22 protein-coding genes are annotated in these 18,773 nt (G+C 58.2%); 10 read left to right on the top strand and 12 right to left on the bottom strand.

Annotated elements, in window-relative coordinates; all coding sequences use genetic code 11:
• Position 1 precedes the first annotated feature (1 nt).
• The 9 genes from WFN87_RS16080 to sctU are packed head-to-tail and all read left to right on the top strand — an operon-like array spanning position 2 to position 7,279.
• Positions 2 to 946 (top strand): FHA domain-containing protein, encoded by a 945-nt coding sequence (locus WFN87_RS16080; protein WP_336982284.1) that lies wholly within the window; start codon positions 2 to 4, stop codon positions 944 to 946.
• Positions 940 to 2,304 carry a type III secretion system ATPase SctN gene (gene sctN / locus WFN87_RS16075; RefSeq protein WP_205247154.1) on the top strand — a complete coding sequence of 455 codons (1,365 nt, stop codon included), beginning with the start codon at positions 940 to 942 and terminating at the stop codon, positions 2,302 to 2,304. Before WFN87_RS16080 ends, sctN begins: the two co-directional genes overlap by 7 nt.
• Positions 2,291 to 2,758: a type III secretion protein gene (locus WFN87_RS16070; RefSeq protein ID WP_336982283.1), complete on the top strand. Its 468-nt coding sequence runs from the start codon at positions 2,291 to 2,293 to the stop codon at positions 2,756 to 2,758. Before sctN ends, WFN87_RS16070 begins: the two co-directional genes overlap by 14 nt.
• Positions 2,755 to 3,378, top strand: a complete 624-nt coding sequence (locus WFN87_RS16065) for a type III secretion system HrpP C-terminal domain-containing protein (protein ID WP_336982282.1) — start codon at positions 2,755 to 2,757, stop codon at positions 3,376 to 3,378. Before WFN87_RS16070 ends, WFN87_RS16065 begins: the two co-directional genes overlap by 4 nt.
• On the top strand, positions 3,375 to 4,427 hold the full coding sequence (locus WFN87_RS16060) for a FliM/FliN family flagellar motor switch protein (protein WP_336982281.1): 1,053 nt from the start codon (positions 3,375 to 3,377) through the stop codon (positions 4,425 to 4,427). Before WFN87_RS16065 ends, WFN87_RS16060 begins: the two co-directional genes overlap by 4 nt.
• Positions 4,427 to 5,092: a type III secretion system export apparatus subunit SctR gene (gene sctR / locus WFN87_RS16055; protein WP_008460987.1), complete on the top strand. Its 666-nt coding sequence runs from the start codon at positions 4,427 to 4,429 to the stop codon at positions 5,090 to 5,092. The genes WFN87_RS16060 and sctR overlap by 1 nt, the downstream gene beginning before the upstream one ends.
• Before the next feature lie 7 nt (positions 5,093 to 5,099).
• Positions 5,100 to 5,366: a type III secretion system export apparatus subunit SctS gene (sctS, locus tag WFN87_RS16050; protein WP_039291380.1), complete on the top strand. Its 267-nt coding sequence runs from the start codon at positions 5,100 to 5,102 to the stop codon at positions 5,364 to 5,366.
• Entirely contained in the window at positions 5,363 to 6,172 is an 810-nt protein-coding gene (gene sctT, locus WFN87_RS16045) for a type III secretion system export apparatus subunit SctT (protein WP_008460984.1), read from the top strand. Before sctS ends, sctT begins: the two co-directional genes overlap by 4 nt.
• Positions 6,173 to 6,196: 24 nt before the next feature.
• Positions 6,197 to 7,279 carry a type III secretion system export apparatus subunit SctU gene (gene sctU, locus WFN87_RS16040; RefSeq protein ID WP_166995409.1) on the top strand — a complete coding sequence of 361 codons (1,083 nt, stop codon included), beginning with the start codon at positions 6,197 to 6,199 and terminating at the stop codon, positions 7,277 to 7,279.
• Positions 7,280 to 8,116: 837 nt separating this feature from the next.
• Here sctU and WFN87_RS16035 read toward each other — a convergent pair.
• The 11 genes from WFN87_RS16035 to WFN87_RS15985 all read right to left on the bottom strand — a co-directional run bounded on the left by WFN87_RS16035 (position 8,117) and on the right by WFN87_RS15985 (position 17,609).
• Positions 8,117 to 9,064 (bottom strand): type III secretion protein, encoded by a 948-nt coding sequence (locus tag WFN87_RS16035; protein WP_336982280.1) that lies wholly within the window; start codon positions 9,062 to 9,064, stop codon positions 8,117 to 8,119.
• Positions 9,065 to 9,241: 177 nt separating this feature from the next.
• On the bottom strand, positions 9,242 to 9,427 hold the full coding sequence (gene hrpT / locus WFN87_RS16030) for an HrpT family type III secretion system protein (protein WP_008460981.1): 186 nt from the start codon (positions 9,425 to 9,427) through the stop codon (positions 9,242 to 9,244).
• Positions 9,428 to 9,436: 9 nt separating this feature from the next.
• Complete coding sequence (gene sctC, locus WFN87_RS16025; protein WP_442892779.1) at positions 9,437 to 11,506, bottom strand: type III secretion system outer membrane ring subunit SctC; 2,070 nt, start codon at positions 11,504 to 11,506, stop codon at positions 9,437 to 9,439.
• Positions 11,507 to 11,641: 135 nt separating this feature from the next.
• Entirely contained in the window at positions 11,642 to 11,872 is a 231-nt protein-coding gene (locus tag WFN87_RS16020; protein WP_008460979.1) for a hypothetical protein, read from the bottom strand.
• A gap of 103 nt (positions 11,873 to 11,975) precedes the next feature.
• Positions 11,976 to 12,596: an HrpE/YscL family type III secretion apparatus protein gene (locus tag WFN87_RS16015; protein WP_336982278.1), complete on the bottom strand. Its 621-nt coding sequence runs from the start codon at positions 12,594 to 12,596 to the stop codon at positions 11,976 to 11,978.
• Positions 12,597 to 12,599: 3 nt separating this feature from the next.
• Positions 12,600 to 13,214 (bottom strand): type III secretion protein HrpD, encoded by a 615-nt coding sequence (locus WFN87_RS16010; protein ID WP_336982277.1) that lies wholly within the window; start codon positions 13,212 to 13,214, stop codon positions 12,600 to 12,602.
• Positions 13,215 to 13,219: 5 nt separating this feature from the next.
• On the bottom strand, positions 13,220 to 14,020 hold the full coding sequence (gene sctJ / locus WFN87_RS16005) for a type III secretion system inner membrane ring lipoprotein SctJ (RefSeq protein ID WP_008460974.1): 801 nt from the start codon (positions 14,018 to 14,020) through the stop codon (positions 13,220 to 13,222).
• A 6-nt stretch (positions 14,021 to 14,026) separates the two neighbouring features.
• Entirely contained in the window at positions 14,027 to 14,440 is a 414-nt protein-coding gene (locus WFN87_RS16000; protein ID WP_008460972.1) for a type III secretion system protein, read from the bottom strand.
• Between the two features lie 65 nt (positions 14,441 to 14,505).
• Entirely contained in the window at positions 14,506 to 14,715 is a 210-nt protein-coding gene (locus tag WFN87_RS15995; RefSeq protein WP_008460970.1) for a hypothetical protein, read from the bottom strand.
• A gap of 94 nt (positions 14,716 to 14,809) precedes the next feature.
• Positions 14,810 to 15,784 (bottom strand): sigma 54-interacting transcriptional regulator, encoded by a 975-nt coding sequence (locus WFN87_RS15990; protein ID WP_008460967.1) that lies wholly within the window; start codon positions 15,782 to 15,784, stop codon positions 14,810 to 14,812.
• 805 nt (positions 15,785 to 16,589) lie between these two features.
• Positions 16,590 to 17,609, bottom strand: a complete 1,020-nt coding sequence (locus WFN87_RS15985; RefSeq protein WP_336982276.1) for a lytic transglycosylase domain-containing protein — start codon at positions 17,607 to 17,609, stop codon at positions 16,590 to 16,592.
• Positions 17,610 to 17,807: 198 nt separating this feature from the next.
• Here WFN87_RS15985 and WFN87_RS15980 point away from each other — a divergent pair, with 198 nt between their 5' ends.
• Positions 17,808 to 18,308, top strand: a complete 501-nt coding sequence (locus WFN87_RS15980; protein WP_336982275.1) for a lytic transglycosylase domain-containing protein — start codon at positions 17,808 to 17,810, stop codon at positions 18,306 to 18,308.
• 39 nt (positions 18,309 to 18,347) lie between these two features.
• Here the strand turns inward: WFN87_RS15980 and WFN87_RS15975 are convergent, their stop codons facing one another.
• Complete coding sequence (locus WFN87_RS15975; protein ID WP_336982274.1) at positions 18,348 to 18,773, bottom strand: type III secretion system chaperone; 426 nt, start codon at positions 18,771 to 18,773, stop codon at positions 18,348 to 18,350.

Genomic DNA, 18,773 nt, shown 5'->3' with positions numbered 1-18,773 from the left:
CATGTATGAGCTGAGAGTATTAAACGGATTACATGAAGGCGCGGCGCTGCCGTTAAGCGGCGAACGCTGGCAGTTGGGCAACGCCGCCGACAGCGATTTGCAGCTCAACGATGGCGGTATTAAAGCCAGCCACGCGCTGCTAAGCCGCAGCGCCGAAGGCTGGATGCTCACGCCGATGGAAGGCACCGTTTGCCACCGCCACGGCGAACGCCTGAGCGCTCAGCAACTCTGGCAGCCCGGTGAAATCTTCGCCGTCGGCGGCGTCTGGCTGACGCTTGCCGCCGCTGACGACGAATGGGATAACCGCCCGCCACCGCCGTTGCCTGCTGTCAGCCCGAGTCAGCCAGAATCAGCCATACGCGAACCCGTCGGCGGGACACAAAGCAAACCAGCGCCGACCGCGCGCCGTTCACTGCTGGCAAGGATCCTGCCCCGCTGGGCGCAAATCTTCACCTTGTCCAGCCTGATGCTGCTGACCTTCACCATCTTCAGCTGGGTGCTGCAGCCCGGCATCGCCCAGCAAAACAGCGACGATGAGCCGCAAATTAAACCGGCGATTACCAATAGCAACGAACTGCGCAGCCTGGTGGAACAGGATCTGCGCGAGCGGGAGCTCTATAACAAAGTGCAGCTGGCCAGCACGCCGCAGGGGATTACGCTCACCGGGGATTTGCAGGAAAACCAGCTGCCGATTGTCAGCCGCATGGTGGACAGCATCCGCAGCGATTATCAGCTCAAGGTGGCGCTCACAAACCAAACCAAAGTGCGCGAGGCCGTGCTGCCCTTCCACATCGTGCAAATTACCGCCGGGCCGCACGCCAACATCGTGACCGAGGACGGGCAGCGCCTGTTTGTCGGGGACGAACGTAACGGCCTGCGCCTGACCGGCATTACCGGCGACAGCGTGCAGTTTGGCGGCAAAGAAAACATCGCGGTGAAATGGTGATGGGGCACTATCAGTCCGACCTCAACGCCTGGTTTGCCCAGCGCCATAGCAGCCTGAGCCAGCTTTCCGCCGTCAGCGCCTACGGGCGCATCACCGGCATCAGCGGCATTCTGCTGGAAAGCAGCTTGCCCCAGGCACGCATCGGCGACCTGTGTCTTATCAGCCGCAGCGGCGACACCGAAGTGATGGCCGAAGTGGTCGGCTTTAACCCCCGCCATACTTTGCTTTCCGCGCTGGGGCCGCTGGACGGCATCGCCCAGGGCGCTCGCGTCACGCCGCTGTTTCAGCCCCATTCTATTAGCGTGTCGGACAGCTTATTTGGCAGCGTGCTGGACGGCTTTGGCCGCGCCATCGACGAAGACAGCCTGTCGGCTTTTGCGCTGGCCAGCGAAACACCGGACGCCCGGGGCGTGCTCGGCGACGCGCCACCGCCCACGGACAGGCCGCGCATTGATACTCCGCTGCCGACGGGCATTCGCTCCATTGACGGCGTGCTGACGATTGGCGTGGGCCAGCGCGTGGGCGTCTTCGCCGGGGCTGGCTGCGGCAAAACGACCCTGCTCGCTGAAATGGCGCGCAACACGCCGTGCGATGCCATTGTGTTTGGCCTGATTGGCGAACGTGGCCGCGAACTCCGCGAATTCCTCGACCACGAGCTGGATGCCGAACTGCGCTCACGCACCGTCCTGGTGTGCTCCACCTCTGACCGCAGCAGCATGGAACGCGCCCGCGCGGCGTTTACCGCCACGGCCATTGCCGAAGCGTTCCGTAACAAAGGCAAAAACGTCCTGCTGATTATCGACTCGCTGACGCGTTTTGCCCGCGCCCAGCGTGAAATTGGCCTGGCGCTCGGCGAACCTCCGGGCCGGGGCGGGCTGCCGCCGTCGGTCTATACCCTGCTGCCAGGGCTGCTCGAGCGCGCCGGGAAAACCTCACGCGGCTCCATCACGGCCCTTTATTCGGTGCTGATCGAACAGGACTCGATGAACGATCCCGTGGCCGATGAAGTCCGCTCGTTGATAGACGGCCACATCGTATTGACCCGCCGTCTGGCGGAGCGCGGGCACTACCCTGCCGTGGACGTGCTGGCCAGCCTGAGCCGAACCATGAGCAACGTCGTCCCACGAGAACACATTGCCGAAGCCAGCACGCTGCGCCAGATGATGTCGGCTTACCAGCAGGTCGAAATGCTGATCCGCCTCGGGGAATATCAGCCGGGAAATGACCCGATGACCGACGCAGCAGTGCAATCTCAGTCGGCCATCAACGCGTTTTTACGCCAGGCCAACCACGCCCCGAGCGACTTCGTCGACACCCGCCAGCAGCTACAGGAGGTGATTGCTTATGCGCCGTTATAGCGAGGCGGAAACGCCGCTCTCACCGGACCCGCAGCAGGTTGCTCTGGAACAAGTGCTGACGCTCTTACTGCCCATCCGGCGGCGACGCTTACGCCGCTGTGAAAGCGAGCAGCGCCAACATGAGCAGCAGCTCCGGCGCTGCCGGCAGGCCGTCGAGCAGGGCGAGCAGCAGCTGGCAGAGCAGAAAATCGGCTATTTGCAGCTGCGAAATAATTTCGTGCCGCAGCACGCGGGCGTCACGCAGCCGCTTAACGACCTGCGGGAGACGCTGGACGTTGAGAAATCCAGCCGCGCGGGCGTGATTCAACAAATTCAGCACACGCACCAGCTACAGGAAGAGGTGCAACAGCAGCAGGAGCGGCTGACCGCCGCGCAGTCAGCCGTACAGTGCTGCCAGCGGGACATCGAAAAAATGGAGTATTTGCTCAACCAAAATCAGGGGAACGCTTTATGATTTACCACGCGCTAAAAAACGCTCACCCGCAGCCCAGGCTTTGGCAGCAGGCCCATCCGGCCCCGCAACCGCATCACCAGCCCGAGAACGCCCCGCAGGCACCCACGCCTCGTGCACCGCGCACGCCGGGAAATAACACGCCCTTCATGCCGCAGATGCCCGCTCGCAGCACGTCCTCGTCCGGCCGGGCCAGCGATCGCCAGAAGCTGTCGCGGGATGAAAAAGAGTTCAGCGATCTCCTGTCTGACGATGAGCCCGACCCGGTGATGCCCATTCTGGCGCTTAACCTGTTTGATGGCTCGCTCGGCGGCACGGAACAGCCGCAGCAGGCCAGTGAACCCCCGTCTTCCGCCCTGCGGGCGATGCTGGAATCGCACCTGATACAGGGCATTGAACAGCAGGAAAGCCTGCCCGCCCGCTTTAGCCTGCTGCTGCCGGATTTAGGCGAAGTGGTGGCGCAGGTTATCCCGGCCAATGGCGATGGGCTGGATATTGCCCTCGGCTTTTCCGCCGAGGCCTGGGACAAAGTTCGCGGCTTTGAACAGGATGGACAAGGCTCGCTCTGCCGCCGTCTGGGGAAAAAAGTTCGCCTGCGCTTTAAGCGGCGGGAGGCGGTATGAAACGCCTGGTGCTTGCCGCTCAGTCACCGGATGAAGCCCGCCTGCGGCGCTGGACCGGCAGCGGCTGGCGGCTCCCTTTCGTCCGGGAAGCAATAGCCGGAGAACTTCGCCTCCTGCCCTCCCGAGCGCTGATCCAGCCAGATATGCCGGGTGAAGCTTTTCACTGCGCGGCTGGCTCGCTGCTTTTTAGCGACCCGCTGCCGGTACTGGGGCTGCTGGCCGATTGCCCGGCGCTTCCAGGCGTCTCCACCGAGGACAATGCCTGGTACTGGCGCTATTTCAGTCAACAGCTCAGCCCTGAACTGGCCGAACTCTTTGAGTTTCTGCAGCCCGCAGAAGAACGGCAAAAACCTGACGTCACGCTGCGCCTCGAGGTTTTTCTCGGCGAAGCCCAGGCCTGCACGCTGCTGTCGCTCTCCTGGGCCACGCTGCATCGGCTTGCTCAGCATCCGGCCTGGCAGCGGCTGATGGCCCCGCTAAACCCTGAACTCCCACTCCAGTTACCGCTGACCGTTGGCAAGCTCCAGCTTTCCGCCGGTGCCGCCCGCCGTCTGGTTAGCGGAGATTTGCTTTTGCCCTCAGAGACGTTCTTCTCGCCGGAAGGACACGGCGTTATGCCGCTGGCGAGGCGACAATTTCAGGTTCACCTGGAACTGGCGAGCGAAACCACTCACAGAGACTTACTACACATTACGTTTAGCGAGGAGCTAACCATGACTTACCCGAACGCCCCCCTGGAGTACGACGATCAGCAGGACGGCGAAGAAGTGGTACCCGCCGGGGAATGGCAAACAACACGGGGGTGTTTCGACGACTTGTCGCTGGATTTAACCATCCGCTGCGGCAACCTACAGCTGACGCTTGGCGAACTCCAGCAATTGGATGCGGGGTCAACGGTATTGGTTCAGCACGTCACGCCGGGCGAGGCGCTGCTGTGTCACGGCAACAGCATGCTGGCAAAAGGTGAACTGGTGGACGTTAATGGCACGCTCGGCTTCCAGGTCACCCGCATGCTGCGCCAGACGGGTACGGCCATGGAACCCGTGTGATGGCCGAGAATATCAGCTCATTCAATCCGCTGGCGCTGGCCATCCTGCTGGGAGCCATTTCGCTGCTGCCCCTGCTGCTGATGATCACCACCAGCTTTCTCAAGATTTCGATGGTGCTGATGCTGACGCGAAACGCCATCGGGGTGCAGCAAACGCCGCCCAACATGGCGCTTTACGGCATCGCACTGGCCGCCACGCTGTTCGTGATGGCGCCGGTATTCGACGGGATGCAAACCCGCTTCAAAGAGAAGCCTCTCGATACCACCAGCGCAGAGCGCTTAGAGAACAGCTTACAGTACGGCATTAAGCCGCTGACCGACTTTATGCTGCGCAACAGCGACCCGGACCTTGAAACACACCTGATGGAAAACAGCCAGCGCATGTGGCCGAAAGATCTGTCGGAGAAGGTCGTCCACCAGCGCGACAACCTGCTGATCCTGATCCCGGCATTCGTGCTGTCCGAGCTGCAAAACGGCTTCAAAATTGCCTTTTTAATATTTATCCCTTTCCTGGTGGTGGATCTGATTGTCTCCAACGTGCTGCTGGCGCTGGGGATGCAGATGGTGTCGCCGATGACCATCTCTTTGCCGCTCAAAATTCTGCTTTTTGTCATGGTGAGCGGCTGGACGCGCCTGCTGGACGGCCTGTTCTACAGCTATATGTGAGGACGTTATGGACATGATCTACATGTTTAAGCAGGCGGTGCTGATGGTGGTTGTGCTCTCCGCGCCACCGCTGGTGGTGGCCGTGCTGGTGGGCATTGTGGTGTCCCTGCTACAGGCGGTGTTTCAGCTCCAGGATCAGACCCTGCCCTTCGCCATCAAGCTGGTGGCCGTGGGTACCACGCTGGCGCTGAGCGGCCGCTGGATTGGCCTGCAAATGGTGGAGCTGGCGCAGTCCGCCTTCAACATGATGGCCGCGTCCGGAACCCTGCGATGATCGCCGCCGAACTGACGCCCATTTTCAACGGCATGCTGGGGCTGGGGCTGGCAATCGCCCGCATTTACCCGTGCGTGCTGCTGACGCCGCTGTTTGCGTTCTCTGCCCTGAAAGGCATGATCCGCACGGCGGTTGTCGTGCCGCTGGCGCTTTTTGTCACGCCGACTATTGTCCCGATGTTGACCCACGCCCCGCACACGCCGTGGGGCATTGTCGCCATGATGCTGAAAGAAGTGGTGCTGGGGATTTTTCTTGGCTACCTGCTGGCGCTACCCTTCTGGCTGTTTGAGTCGGTGGGCGTGCTGTTTGATAACCAGCGTGGAGCACTCAGCGGCGGCCAGCTTAACCCGGCCCTGGGCGCAGACGAAACGCCGCTCGGCTACATGCTTTTGCAGTGGTCGATGATGGTGCTGATCGTCAACTTTGGCCTGTCCCTCGCCACCCAGGTTATCTGGGACAGCTACCGGCTGTGGCCGGTGGACAGCTGGCTGCCCGACTTCCGCGAGCAGGGGTTCCTGGTGTTTCTCGGCCAGGTAAAGCAGATGTTTATCGACACCATTCTGTACGCTGGCCCGCTGGTGCTGCTCCTGCTGTTCCTCGATTTCGCCGTTGGCGTGCTCAGCATCTACAGTCCGCAGCTGCAGGCCACGGTACTGACCGTGCCGCTAAAATGCATCGCCGGGCTGCTGTTCTTTATCTTTTACCTGCCCACGCTGGAGTATTTCGCCGGCCACCAGTTCAGCAGCCTGCGCGATATGATCCCGCACCTGGCGGATATTCTGCCCGCCCGTCAAACCACCTGGTAATGCCGCTTCGGAGGGTGCCAAGCCGTGAGTGAAAAAACAGAGAAGGCCAGCCCCCATAAACTTCAGGAGGCCCGCAAAAAGGGCCAGGTGAGCCAGAGTCAGGACATCCCCAAACTGCTGATCATGTTCGGCGTCCTGCAGCTGATCTTTTCCATGATGGAGGCCAGCATGGCAAAGCTGCAGGCGCTGATGCTCCTGCCGCTGATGCGCCTCAGCAGCCCTTTCAACCAGGCGTTAGGGGAAGTTGGCGGTGCCGCGCTGCTGACCATCGGGGTGTTTTTTATGATGACGGTGGGCACCGTAATCCTGCTGCGCATTGCCGCAGGCTGGATCCAGTTTGGTCCGCTGTTTGCCATCGCCGCGCTGGCCCCAAAGCTTGAGGCGCTCAACCCGCTGAATAAATTCAAAGAGATGTTTTCGGTAAAGCAGTTTATCCAGATCCTCAACAGCCTGCTGAAGGCCATCACCCTTTCGGTGGTGTTCTGGCTGCTGATCAAACCCCGTCTGTCGCAAATGGCCAACCTTTCAGGCGGCACGCTGGACGGCTTCTGGCATGCGGGCGTGGCGATTCTGGAAACTCTCGCCCACACCATCGTCGGCGTGATGCTGGTGTTTTCGGTAGCCGACTTCGCGCTGCAGAAATACTTCTTCCTCAAGCAGAATCGCATGAGCCACGAGGACGTGAAAAACGAGTACAAGCAGATGGAAGGTGACCCGCACACCAAAGGCCACCGCAAACACGTCGCCCACGAAATCCTCAACGCACCGGCAAAAAAAGTCACCCCGCAGGAGATGGAAAAAGCCGACGTGCTGCTGGTGAACCCGACGCACTACGCCGTGGGGCTGCGCTATCTCCCGGACGAAACGCCGCTGCCGGTGCTGCTGTTTAAAGCACAGGACGAAGACGCCAAAGCGCTGATTAAACTGGCTCACGCCGCCAATATCCCGGTGGTGCGCTACGTCTGGCTTACCCGCAATCTTTACCGCACCACTGAAGAAGGCGCCTATATTCCGCGCGACACGCTAAAAGCGGTGGCCGCTATTTACCGCCTGCTGCGCAAGCTCGAGGGCCGCCTGAAGGGTGAAACGATTGAGTTTGAGGAGTAACGGGGACGATTTTCCCTTACTCTGGGTTCTTTCTTAACCACATTTTATTTGTGAATCCTCCAGGAGATATCTGTCATTCTGCAGTTATTCCGTTCACCTATAGATCTTTTTTCCCCGCATGTTCAGAAACGCTAAGCAGCAAGCCCACTGGCTATCACCTAAATATTAGTGAACAATTCGGCCCCTCACCCCGGTCCTCTCCCCAAAGGGGCGAGGGAGAAAACATGTGAGGGGAGGCATTTTTTTATTCCCTCTCCCTTTTAGGGAGAGGGTTAGGGTGAGGGTAAAACAACCAGCGACTTTGTAGCTAAGGCAAATGTTAGTCGTAAAGCGAGGCATGGTTCCGGCTTAAATCGCCTCCGTTTTCTCTCCGACTGGCCAGGGTCCGGACGTCGGGAACGGCCGGAGGCTGAGAGCGTCGGGAACGCGTCTCAGCCGCCCCAGGACTGGGAGATAAAACGGAGGTCTGCCGCTCACGCGGTCGATTTATTTGGCCGGGAGTCCGGGGTCTCGGGGGAGTGACGGTGACTCCCCCGAGCCGTTCACGAGTTCAGTGGTGACATATAAAACAGAACTGGAAGTGAACGGAATATTCGCCGCTCCTACATAATCGCAGAGATTTTTGATTAAGAGACAGCTCTTAGGGAGAGAGTCGAATAATTATTCTGTACTGGAAATACACGGGCATGATCGAGACAAAAAAAGACCGGTATCCCACGCGATTAGCGCAGAAAAACCGGTCAAATAGAGGGCGAAGAAGAGTTTCGCGAAACACGCGTGGCGAAGTTACCTCGCACCACGCGTCAAAAGAACATCTGTGGATTACAACCCAATCTCTTAGGCCAGCACGGCGCTGGCCAGGCCCATAAGCGCGCCGTGGTGGTGCTTCAGGGCATCTTTGATGATATTGCCGTTAAACAGCTGTGCGTCAGCATTCATCAGCAGGCTGGAAGAGCCGTTGCCCGGTGCCGTGGCGGAACCCGGGATAGAGCCACCCACCATGGAGGTTTTCAGATCGTTTTTCGCGGACTGGAAGGCTTTCAGCGAATCGCCGCTCAGCGGCTTGCTGTTTTTCAGCGCGTCTTCCCAGCTGGATGGGCCTTTACCAACGTGCACCAGGCCCGGCATACCGGCGCCCGCGCTCTGCGGCTTGCCGTAGATTTCCGGGTGCTGATCCATAAATTTACCGATTTCAGCACGAGTCTCTTTTGAGCCGCCGTCAACTTTACCGCCGCCGCCCAGCGCGCCACACAGGCCACTGGTGTCCGACTTCACGTCGTCCAGCGCCTGCAGGCCCATTTTGCTGCCCAGCTGGCTGCCCATGCTGTTACCCAGCTGGTTAAAGCTGTTCGCACTGTTGGCGCTGGTGGTGGACAGCGGCAGCTGGACCAGGCCAATGCCGGTAGAAGGTGACTGCAGGCCGTTGCTCATGCCGCTGTTGAAGGCGTTCATGTTGCCCGCCCCCGCCTGGCTGTTGAACGGCGTGTTCTGGGAATTCACGCCCATCTGCTGGATCACTTGCTGCAGCATCTGCTGCATGTTGCTCATTGCCAGCGTGTTGCCCATGCTCGCGCCGCCCCGACTCTGCGGAGACATAAAGGTGTTGTTATTGTTACCGTTCATGCCGCCGGAGAAAAGCAGGTTGGTCAGCTTGGAGGCAATGTCGTTCACCATCTGATCGCCAACGTTTTTCAACAGATTAGCGGCCATACCTTCTGGGGTTGCGTTCAGCGCCAGCTGCGGTAATGCAGTGGCCAGATTCAGCATATTTCCAATCGTACTCATTCGATTACCTCACCATGACAACGGGGTTGATACAGGCGACCAGTCCTGCTGGGTCGCAGTATTAAGACGCCTGTTAAGTGAAAAGAAACCGGCTTCGGTTCCACAAAACTGCCTAACATCAGGAAAAAAATGATTTTTTAAAAACAGGCGTGAAAACAGCCACGCCCGCTCTCGCACTCAGCGCACCGGCATCTGCGTGTAATCCTGCACGCCGTTACGCATATCGTTCGGCCACCAGATGGTCAGGTGGTGGCTGTCTGACAGGGGACGACACGTCACGTTGTCACAGCCGTTGTCATTGCGGGTGGCACAGCCGCTAAGCACAAACGCCAGCGCCATCAGTATCAAAATTGAAGGTTTCATCGTGGCTCCTTAATGCAGTACGGGGCGCGGCGGCAGAAGATAGCTGCGCGACCTGGATGAATTCACCGGCAATGACGAGGCAGAGCTCAGCAGCGACTGGCGGCTACGGCGCCCTTCTCCCCGCGTGCGGTAGGCGATATACACTTCTGCCGACTGGCCTGGGGCAAGGTTTCCGCCCGGCCAGGCGGCCACGGCAAGCACGTCATCATCGCGGCAGTTGGATTCGTCAAAACGCTGCGGCTTGCCGCTGATATTGCGGATCAGCCCGACGCTGATTTGCACCGATGAATTGCTGTACCACTGGCTGTGGGAGCTGTCCGATGACAGCCCTGGCCCCACGTTGCACAGCTGGCCAATACCCACGCCTTCACCGCCTGCCTGGAACCCGGTCGGGACTTTGTCTTCCGCCAGATCCCGCATGGCGTTTTCGATGTCGCCTTTCATCGAGCTGTAGCGCTGGCGGAGCTGTACTTCATTCATCGCCGAAGAGAGCTGCTGGCGATCCTGCTCGTCGATGTAGCGCGTCGGGTCCACCTGATCGCCCACCAGATGCGGCGTGATGATGAACAGCCGCTCGCGCTGCGACGTTTCGTGGCTGGTATATGAGAAGAATTTCCCCAGGTAAGGAATGTCGCCCAGCAGCGGAATACGGTGGTCGGTGTCACCGGTTTCACGGGAATGGAAGCCGCCCATCACCAGTGAACCGTTCTGCTGCACCAGCGCCTGAGTGCTGACCGTGGCGCGCTTCGCGCCGGTTGCCACGCCGTCATCGTTGACCTGGACTTTTCCGTCTTCCACATCCACAACTAACTGCACCGTGCTGGTTGGCCCGTTGCCGATGGCGCGCGGGACTACCTGCAGGCTGGTTCCGGCGGTCACCGGTTCAATGGTCGCCACGCGCTCGCCGGTCGCAGTAATGAAAGCGGTGTCGCTCATGTCGATCACTGCGGGCTGGTTTTCCAGCGTCAGAATCGACGGGTTAGCCACGATAGAGGCGTTGCCCTCGCCTTCCATCGCCTGGATCTGGGCAAAGAAGCGGCTGTAGTCGGTCACGAATAACGTGCCTGCCCCCTGCAGCATGGAAGAACCGGCGGTAATGTTGCCGAACGTGCCGCTGAGGTTGCTGGAGAACTTCGAAAACGCGTGGCGATCGACATCAATGATCATGGCGTCAATTTCCACCAGCTTTTGCGGCACGTCGATCTGGGAAATCAGCGCCTGAAACTGCTCGCGGCGTTTAGGATCGTCCCGCACCAGCAGGGCGTTATTGCGCACATCGGCAGACACCAGCGGGTTCATTTCCCCTTCGTCATCACCGCCTGCGCCGCGCAGACGGCTGTCCTGGCCCTGAATCAGCCCGGAGAGAATATTGTCCGATTGTTCCTGGAATGACTTGTTGAGGGCTTCACGCGAGCTGCCTTCTCCGCCGGGTACAATGCCCTGCGAAGAGCGGGTGCTCTTTTTACCCAGCAATTCGTTAAGGATGGTTGCCACGCCGGGCACCAGCAGCGTTTTCTCGCGATATTTAATCTCGCGGTCAGCCACCGAGGCGTACTTCAGCGGGAACGCCATCATCTCTTTGTTCTGCTTTTTGTCTTTGTCTTTGGCGCTAAAGTCCGCCACCAGCGCGACGTACTCCGGCGGCCCGGTGACAATCACCACGCCGTCGTCAGGCAGCTCGCCATAGCCGAATTTGTCTTCCAGCAGCCCGACATCACGCAGCGCCTGCTTGAGATCCGGCGCGGCATCGGCTGACACGCTGATGCGCTTTGAGGTTTCTGCCGACTGCGGGCTGACGAACAGCGAGCCGTTATAGACAAACCACTGGAAGCGGTACTGCAGCGCCAGGCGATCGAGGAAGGCCACGCCGCTGTCGGAACGCAGGCGTCCATCCACCACGCTGTCGGGCACATCCCCTAAACGCAGATTCACGACGTGGCTGCTGGCGAAATCCTGCAAGACGGTGCGCAGCGGCGTGCCCTGGGCAGAATAGGCATAGGCGCCATTTTGCCAGTCGGCAGGCGTTTGAGCGCTAACAGTTGCGCTGAAGCAACCAGCGGTAGCGGCCAAAGCAAACATGGCTGAGCGCAGTAAACGAACGTGCTGATTCAACGACTCTTCTCCTGTAATCGACGGCATAAAACGGTAGCCATCCGGGGTGCAAACTGCGTTAAACAACGGCTTATCGATACGAATAAGCCGTTGACGGCATAACTAGTTGATAGAGTCGATAATCTCCTTGCTCAGGCTATGCTTGAGCGACCCCAGCTGGCTGTCGGTGAAGGTCGCCGCCGCCTCTTTCATCAGGGCGTTTTTGAATTCCACCATGTCGCCCATGCTTGGCGCGGGCTGGCCAAGCGTGCTCTGCGCCAGCTCGGCAACCGAGTGGTGCAGACGGGACAGCTGGCTGTCGAGATTGCGCTGAATATCAAAGGAATTGCTCATACGTTTCTCCTCGCGTTGAAATCGCATGATAAGTGGCGGCAGAAAGGCGGCAGTTCCCGACGCGGGAAAATTAACTTCCCGGCGGGACGTTTTTGGCAGTGGGTTAGCTGGCGAGGCGCAGCAAATGCTGCTGGAGCGAAGCCCAGCTAATGCTGAACTCGCCCTGGGCGGTTTGCAGCAGCAGCGTTTCGGCCGCCAGCGCGTCGTCGATGCAGCGCGTCCAGCCTAGCTGAGGGCGCGCGGCCAGCCAGCTTGCCAGTGGCGCTTCATACTGTGAGGGGTGATACAGCGTGACGTCCGTTGCCCGAGCGCTTGAACTCTGAAGCTGAGTCAGCAGCGCCGTGAGCTTTTGCTGGTCGCTCAGGCCGCCAAACAGCTGTTCAAACGCGGCCGCAATGAGCGCCTGCGCCTGGCCGACGATTTCGGCACTTTGCGCGTCCCGCTCGGCCCGCCATTCGCTAAAAAAGGGCTCAACCCGCAGCCAGAATTCCCCCTCTGCCTCTTCACAGCGTGTGATGACCAGCCGTTCAGCATAGACCTGCGCCTCGGCGAGCATCTGCTCAGCCTGTTGACGAGCCTCCTCCAGCAGGGCTTCACTCTTGCGCATGGCCTGTTCTACCAGGCTTTGAGCCTGTTGCTGCTCCTGCAAAGCGGAGTGCGGCAACAGTACGCCGTCAATCACCTGGTCGTTCTCTTCTAAAGCAAGTTTACGGCCGACCCACATGGTTTATTGCTCCCGTGAAAAATCATTCAGCGCTGGCATCGCCGAACGTTGAGCCTGCCAGATCCCGCCATCCCACAGCGCCTGCAGGCGATTTAGCGGCGCAGGTTCATCCGCCAGCCACGCTTCGCATCGCACAATCACAGGCTGAGGGAAACTGAGCCGCAGCCGCAGCCAGGCCGCAGGCGTCAGAATCGGGCGCAGCAGGCAGAGCACGGCGAAACTCGGCTCTTCGCTAAAACTAAGACTTGCGGGCAGCCAGACGCCGGGGCGTAGCCCCCGGGTTAGACGTTCGCACCAGATCCGCTGAGATTCGGTGAGCTGCCCCGCCCCGCTCCCGCGCTGACAAACCTCAGCCACCAGCGCAAAAAGCGTTTCGCGCTGGGCTAAGTCAAGCGAAACCAGCGCCAGCAGGCGGGCGTCGGGCGTATCCGGCAGAGACTCCTCCAGCGCCAGCATAGCCGGCACGGCCTGCGGCGATTTAAGCATCAGGCTCTGGCGTCGCGCCTCGTCCAGGCTGAACCAGGGCAGCCCGAACCAGCTGGCATCCGCCTGCCGCCAGAACCCCTCCTGCCACCAGCGAAGCCAGTTCGCCGCGAGCGCGTAGTCCCAGGCAATCACTGGCGTTACCGCCGCTCTGAGGGCACAACGGCCAGTCCAGTCGAGCCTGAGTTTTTACCGCGCTTCATCGCCTTTAGCTTCGGTAAAAGGGTGAAGATCCCGCCGAGCAGCAGCAACAGGCCCATCAGCGAGAAGAACAGCGTCCTGACCGTGGCATACTGCGAAAGCGTCAGCTGGAAAGGCCCTAAGGTCACCAGTTCCACGCGGTCGTGATAGGCCGCAGCGGGCACAAACACCACGGAAAGCGCCCCGTCATTTTTCCCGGAAAGCCCCGGAATACTCGCGGCGACCAGTCGACGGATCCTGGGCTCAATGCTGTCGGGGTCCATCTCCGGGGTGTATTTAATAAACACCGATGCCGATGCGGGCTGCACCGGCTCGCCGGGCGCCACGCGCTCAGGCAGGACAACGTTCACCCGAGCCACCACCACGCCGTCAATCTGTGAAAGCGTGGACTCCAGCTCCTGGGAAAGCGCATAGATATAGCGGGCGCGCTCTTCGAGCGGGCTGGAAATAATGCCGTTTTTCTGGAACACCTCGCCCAGGTTGGTCCGCGCTTTGTGCGGCAACCCGTTGGCGTTGAGAATGCGGACGGAGCGTTCAATATTGTCCTGAGCCACCAGCACGGTGACGCCGGTTTTATCAATTTGCTTGTCGGCTTCAATCTTGTATTTCGAGAGTTCGGAAATGATGTCATTGGCATCGTTTTCCGTCAGGCCGGTGTTCAGAATGACCTGTGAGTCGCAGCCTGCCAGCAGCAGGACCAGCAGCCAGGGCTGCAGGATTTTTCGCCAGCGTCGTTGCATGATGGATTACTGCAGGTTGGTCAGTTTATCGAGCCCCGAAATGCTCTTCGAGACAATCTTGGCGTTCATCATGCTCTCCAGGTAATAGTTAGAGAGCTGGTCGTCCACCTGGTTAAGCACCAGCGGATCGGTGGAGCGTGCGGCTTTACGCAGCACGTTATTCATCTGTTTCTGGTCGCCTTCCATCTGCTTGAACATGCCGGAGGCTTTTTCAAACATTGCGGCAGGTTTCCCGCCCACGCCGCCCATCGCCGAGGCCGCTTCCGGCTGCTGCAGCGCGGCTGAAAAGAAAGCGGCATCGCTTTGATTCGCGACGCTGTTGCCGAACGGGATGGAAGACTGAGTGGCCGGGCTGGATGCAGCGCCCAGAGACTCGGGTTCTGGCAAAGGCATACCTGTCGCAGGATTAAGAATGTGCATAAGAGAGTTTCCGCCAGCAGAAGAGAAGATCAGGGATTCACGCCGGGGCGAATCCCTGATTAGCATTAGAAGGAAATTTTGTTCTGTGCCAGAGAACTGATCATGGTGGTGGCGGAGTTCTGGTAGCCGGACACGTAGGCGTTCTTACGGTCACGTTCAGCTTTGTCCAGAGAGTCCTGCATGGATTTGTTTTCGATAGAGTCCATCTGGGACTGGAAGCTATCTGCCAGGCTGCTGCTTGCGCCCGCGTTGTTACCGGTGTTTACTGATGCCATGATGTTTACTCCTCGTTAATTAAACAGCAAATGTTGTGTCATTCACGGATTAAGTGGCGCGGCGTAAGCGGCAGTTCCAAAGAAATTTAAAAAATTAATTTTCCTTTTCAGTCAAAGATTTAATTCTCTGGTACAGCGTTCTTCTTGGAATACCCAATTCATGTGCGGCGCTGACAACCCGATTTTCATGCCGCGAAAGGCAATCTTCTATCAGGCTGTATTCTATCCGCCGCAGGCGTTCGCGCAGCCGAACGGAACGCATCTCCGGGTGCGCCACCTGCCCCAGGGCCGGCAGCCCCAGCACAAACCTTTCGGCAGCGCCTTTCAGTTCACGAATATTCCCCGGCCAGCGGTGCATCAATAGTGCTTCGCTGAGGTGCTGCGGCATCGGCGGCATTGGGCGATTCAGCCGAATAGCAGACTCCTGCGCAAAACGGCGGAACAGGGGAATAATGCATTCCACGCGCTCACGCAGCGCCGGAAGCGAAATTTTGACCGTCGTCAGGCGGAAGAAGAGATCCTGGCGGAACAGCTTTTGCTCCATGAGCTGGGCAAGGGGCTTTTGCGAGGCCACAATCACCCTCAGATTAAGCGAAATAGACTGCGTGCTGCCCAGGCGCCCCACGGTGCGGGTTTCTAACACCCGCAGCAGCTTGGCCTGCAGGCTCAGGGACATACTGTCAATTTCATCCAGAAACAGGACACCATTATTGGCGCTTTCAATGTAGCCAGCACGCGAATGTGTCGCGCCGGTGTAGGCCCCCGCCGTCACGCCAAACAGTTCACTTTCTGCCAGCGTTTCGGGGATCGCCGCGCAGTTAATTGGCACAAAAGCGCCACGACAGCCGGAATGGTCGTAGATACGGCGTGCAAAGGTGTCTTTCCCGGTGCCCGTTTCGCCCTCCAGCACCAAATCAACCTTCAGTGGGGCTAACGTTTGCAGCCAGATATCCAGCCCATCGTGCACATTTTCAGACGCGGGTAATGCGGCTGCGGACCGCGGCATATTCAAGTCGATATCGACCGGAATATGTTTTATCTCCCAATGATTCGAACTGTTTTCTTTCATAAATCCCCCGCTGCCTGGCTTATTCAAGGTCTGGCGTATGAGTCCCACTTATGAACCATAAACGTGAACCACAAAATAATTGCCGCCTGCTGCCGTGAATAAAATACGGTAGCACGCTAAATAAATGAGTTTTGTTTATGAGAAGCAGGAACAACCTATCACCGAGCCGCGGTTTCACAATCAGACAAAATTTTAGCCTCATGTAGGAATATCCCTACATAAGAATTCAGGTTTAACTGTTCCGATGTCTGGATAGCAGGTTGTTTTGAGCGGAATAAAATCGTCAGCCGATAGCGTTTGCTGAGATTCATTTCGTGAAGCCGACTGAAAAAAAATGTGAGATTCGCTGAATATTTCCAAATGTATTAATAAGAATCTAAATTTATCACAATTAAACTAAATAAATGATTTTAATGAATAAATTAAATAAAAACAGACAGGCCGTTAATTTTTTACCCTGTTGCGACCAAAAAATGAATTTTTGCCCGACTCACGTATGAAGCCCGACGGATTCTCCGACAGGATTTCCTCACAATCCGCAAAGCCGATAATATATATTTACGATTATTTACATTGAGAGGTCGCTATGGAAACACCCTTTTCTTTTTGAAATATATTTCACTTTTAGTATTTATGTTTAATTGGGAACATTCCTGGACGCATTTACTGCGATTAATCACGCTATTTTAGCTTGTCAAAGAAATAAACTGCTTTGTAACTAAAAAAAGCAGCCACCCTCTTTGGAGACGTGGCCACTGAATTACCCCATTTTGTAAAGAAACAGGCAAAAATTACCGCTCCACAATCAGGCGAATTTCGCCATGTGGCTGTTCACTTCGTTCACGTAGTTAGGGTCGCCTAAAGAGACGCTGGACAGGTTGTGCAGGTTCACCTGATCGTCGCCGGAGTTATAGGCGCGCAGCGCGGCATCATAGCTGCCGAATTTCTCTTTGCCTTCTTTAAGCATCAACGCCGAACACATGATCTGGTTGGCCGGAGAGTTCATGTCGCTGCCGAGCTTGTCCGGGTATTTGCTTTGCATCTCCCGGTAAGTGTCCGGGTTGATCTGGTTCATGCCGCTGTCGGTCAGGCCGTTACCCGGGTTGGTGGATTTGGCATTTACGTCCCCACCGGATTCCTGCATCGTCAGCGCGGCTAAAAGCTTGGCCGGAACGCCGGTTTCAGCGGAGGCTTTTTCATATTCTCCCCCGAACTGGGAAACAATTTTTTGCAGCGTTGGATCGCTGGTTTTCAGGCTGGTGTCGCCCGGCGGCAGGCTATCCGCAGACGGCCCGGACGCACCGGATGGACCACCAGAAGGCGCGGCCGCGAGGTTATTCAGCGGGCGGCCTGCATCCCCGACGCCATCGCTGCTGCCGCTGTCCATGCCAGAACCGGAGCCGGAACCAATGCCGCTCGCCGGTGAAGAGGAATCGTCGTCCCCCTTACTTTGCCCGGTGTTCATGTGGAAGAGCTGCATCAGCTCTTTCAGGAACTGCTGCAGCATCTGCTGGAGTTCCTGCATCATGCTGTCGGCGGAACCGCTGCTGCTGCTTGACGAAGCATTCGCCGGGTTCGTTGCCGGGCTGTTATTACTGGCCGGTGAGTCGCCGAAGTTAATCGCCGAAGGCTTGTCCGCTGCACCCGTGTTGGCAAAGTTCAGCGCCAGCGGGATCGCCAGCGTGTTCCCGCCGTTATTCAGCAGCAGTTTGGCGGTAATGCTGTTACTGCCGTTCTGTGAGTCAGGTGATGCCCCGTCCAGGCCTGGAAAATGGTTTTCCGGCAAAAGCGGTGAGAACCCGCCCGGTCCTGATGATATCTGCATACAACACACTCCCTAAGTGATACCCAGTAGCAATAACCGGCCGCCGCTTAACCGCGCAATGACGCTTAGTTTTACCCACGCCCGGAATGTTCAACTGAGTGAGAAGCAGGGGTAAAGAGTTCCTTACATGGCAAAAAATGGGAACCCAAGTGCGCTTTTCGCCACACATTGCCTGTAAGAATTAGAGGAGATAACGCGATGCAGACTAAACAATGGCGCTGGGGACTTTTACTGCTTAGCCTGCCGGCCCTCGCCCAGGCCGAATGCTTTACCCGCGTGGGGCATGCCTTTGGGATTGCTCCCGCATTGCTGGAGGCCATCGCCTGGAAAGAGTCGAAATTTAGTCTCTCGTCGGTGAACGCCGCCAACTCGAACCACACCGAAGACGTGTGCATGATGCAGGTGAACAGCGTGCATTTTGGCCGGTTGAAGCAGCTGGGCGTGACGCGTGACAACCTGCTGCACGATCCCTGTACCTGCATCGCCACCGGCGCGTGGGTGTTACACGGGCTGTTCCGCCAGTATGGCCGCTCCTGGAATACCGTCGGCATGTACAATACCGGCCCGTCGGAAAAGCGCCGCCAGCTTCGAAGCCGCTATGCTGATGACGTCCAGCGTATTTACAAGATCCTGCAAAAGCAGCAGCCCGCGCGGCGTGAAGAGGATCTGTTTGCCAGCAACGTGGCTGCAGGCCAATAAAAAACCGGGATATTTCCCGGTTTTTTATTTCTATCAATATCAGCGCGGCGCGGCGGCCTCCAGCAGCGAAGGCAGCTCGGCAATAAATGCTCTGACCTCGCCGCTCTGGCTGATAAAGGCGTTTAACCAACCCGCAAACCGCTCGGCGTCCAGGACAAACATTTCGCACTGAGTGCAAAGCCGAATGGCATTTTCCCCATCGAGCGCCAGCCAGCAGCCACGCATCGCGTTCATTTCAAAGTTCATCGCCAGCAGGTTCGGCAGCAGCGCCGCATCCTGCCCGGTTAATTCCCCTACCCGGCAGTGCAGCACCGCCGCGCTGCTGTCCGGCGGCAGTTCAATCACCGCCGCCTCTTGCTGCTGCGCATCCGTCAGCAGGCATACGCCGTCTTCCAGACGCAGCGAGATCTTGTGCTGTTTTCCCCAGGCATCAAGCCACTGTTGAAGCTGCTGTTGCATCGTCAT

The sequence above is a fragment of the Cedecea sp. AS113 genome, assembly GCF_037152415.1.
Classification (GTDB): domain Bacteria; phylum Pseudomonadota; class Gammaproteobacteria; order Enterobacterales; family Enterobacteriaceae; genus Cedecea.
This window is presented reverse-complemented; position numbering and strand designations above follow the sequence as displayed.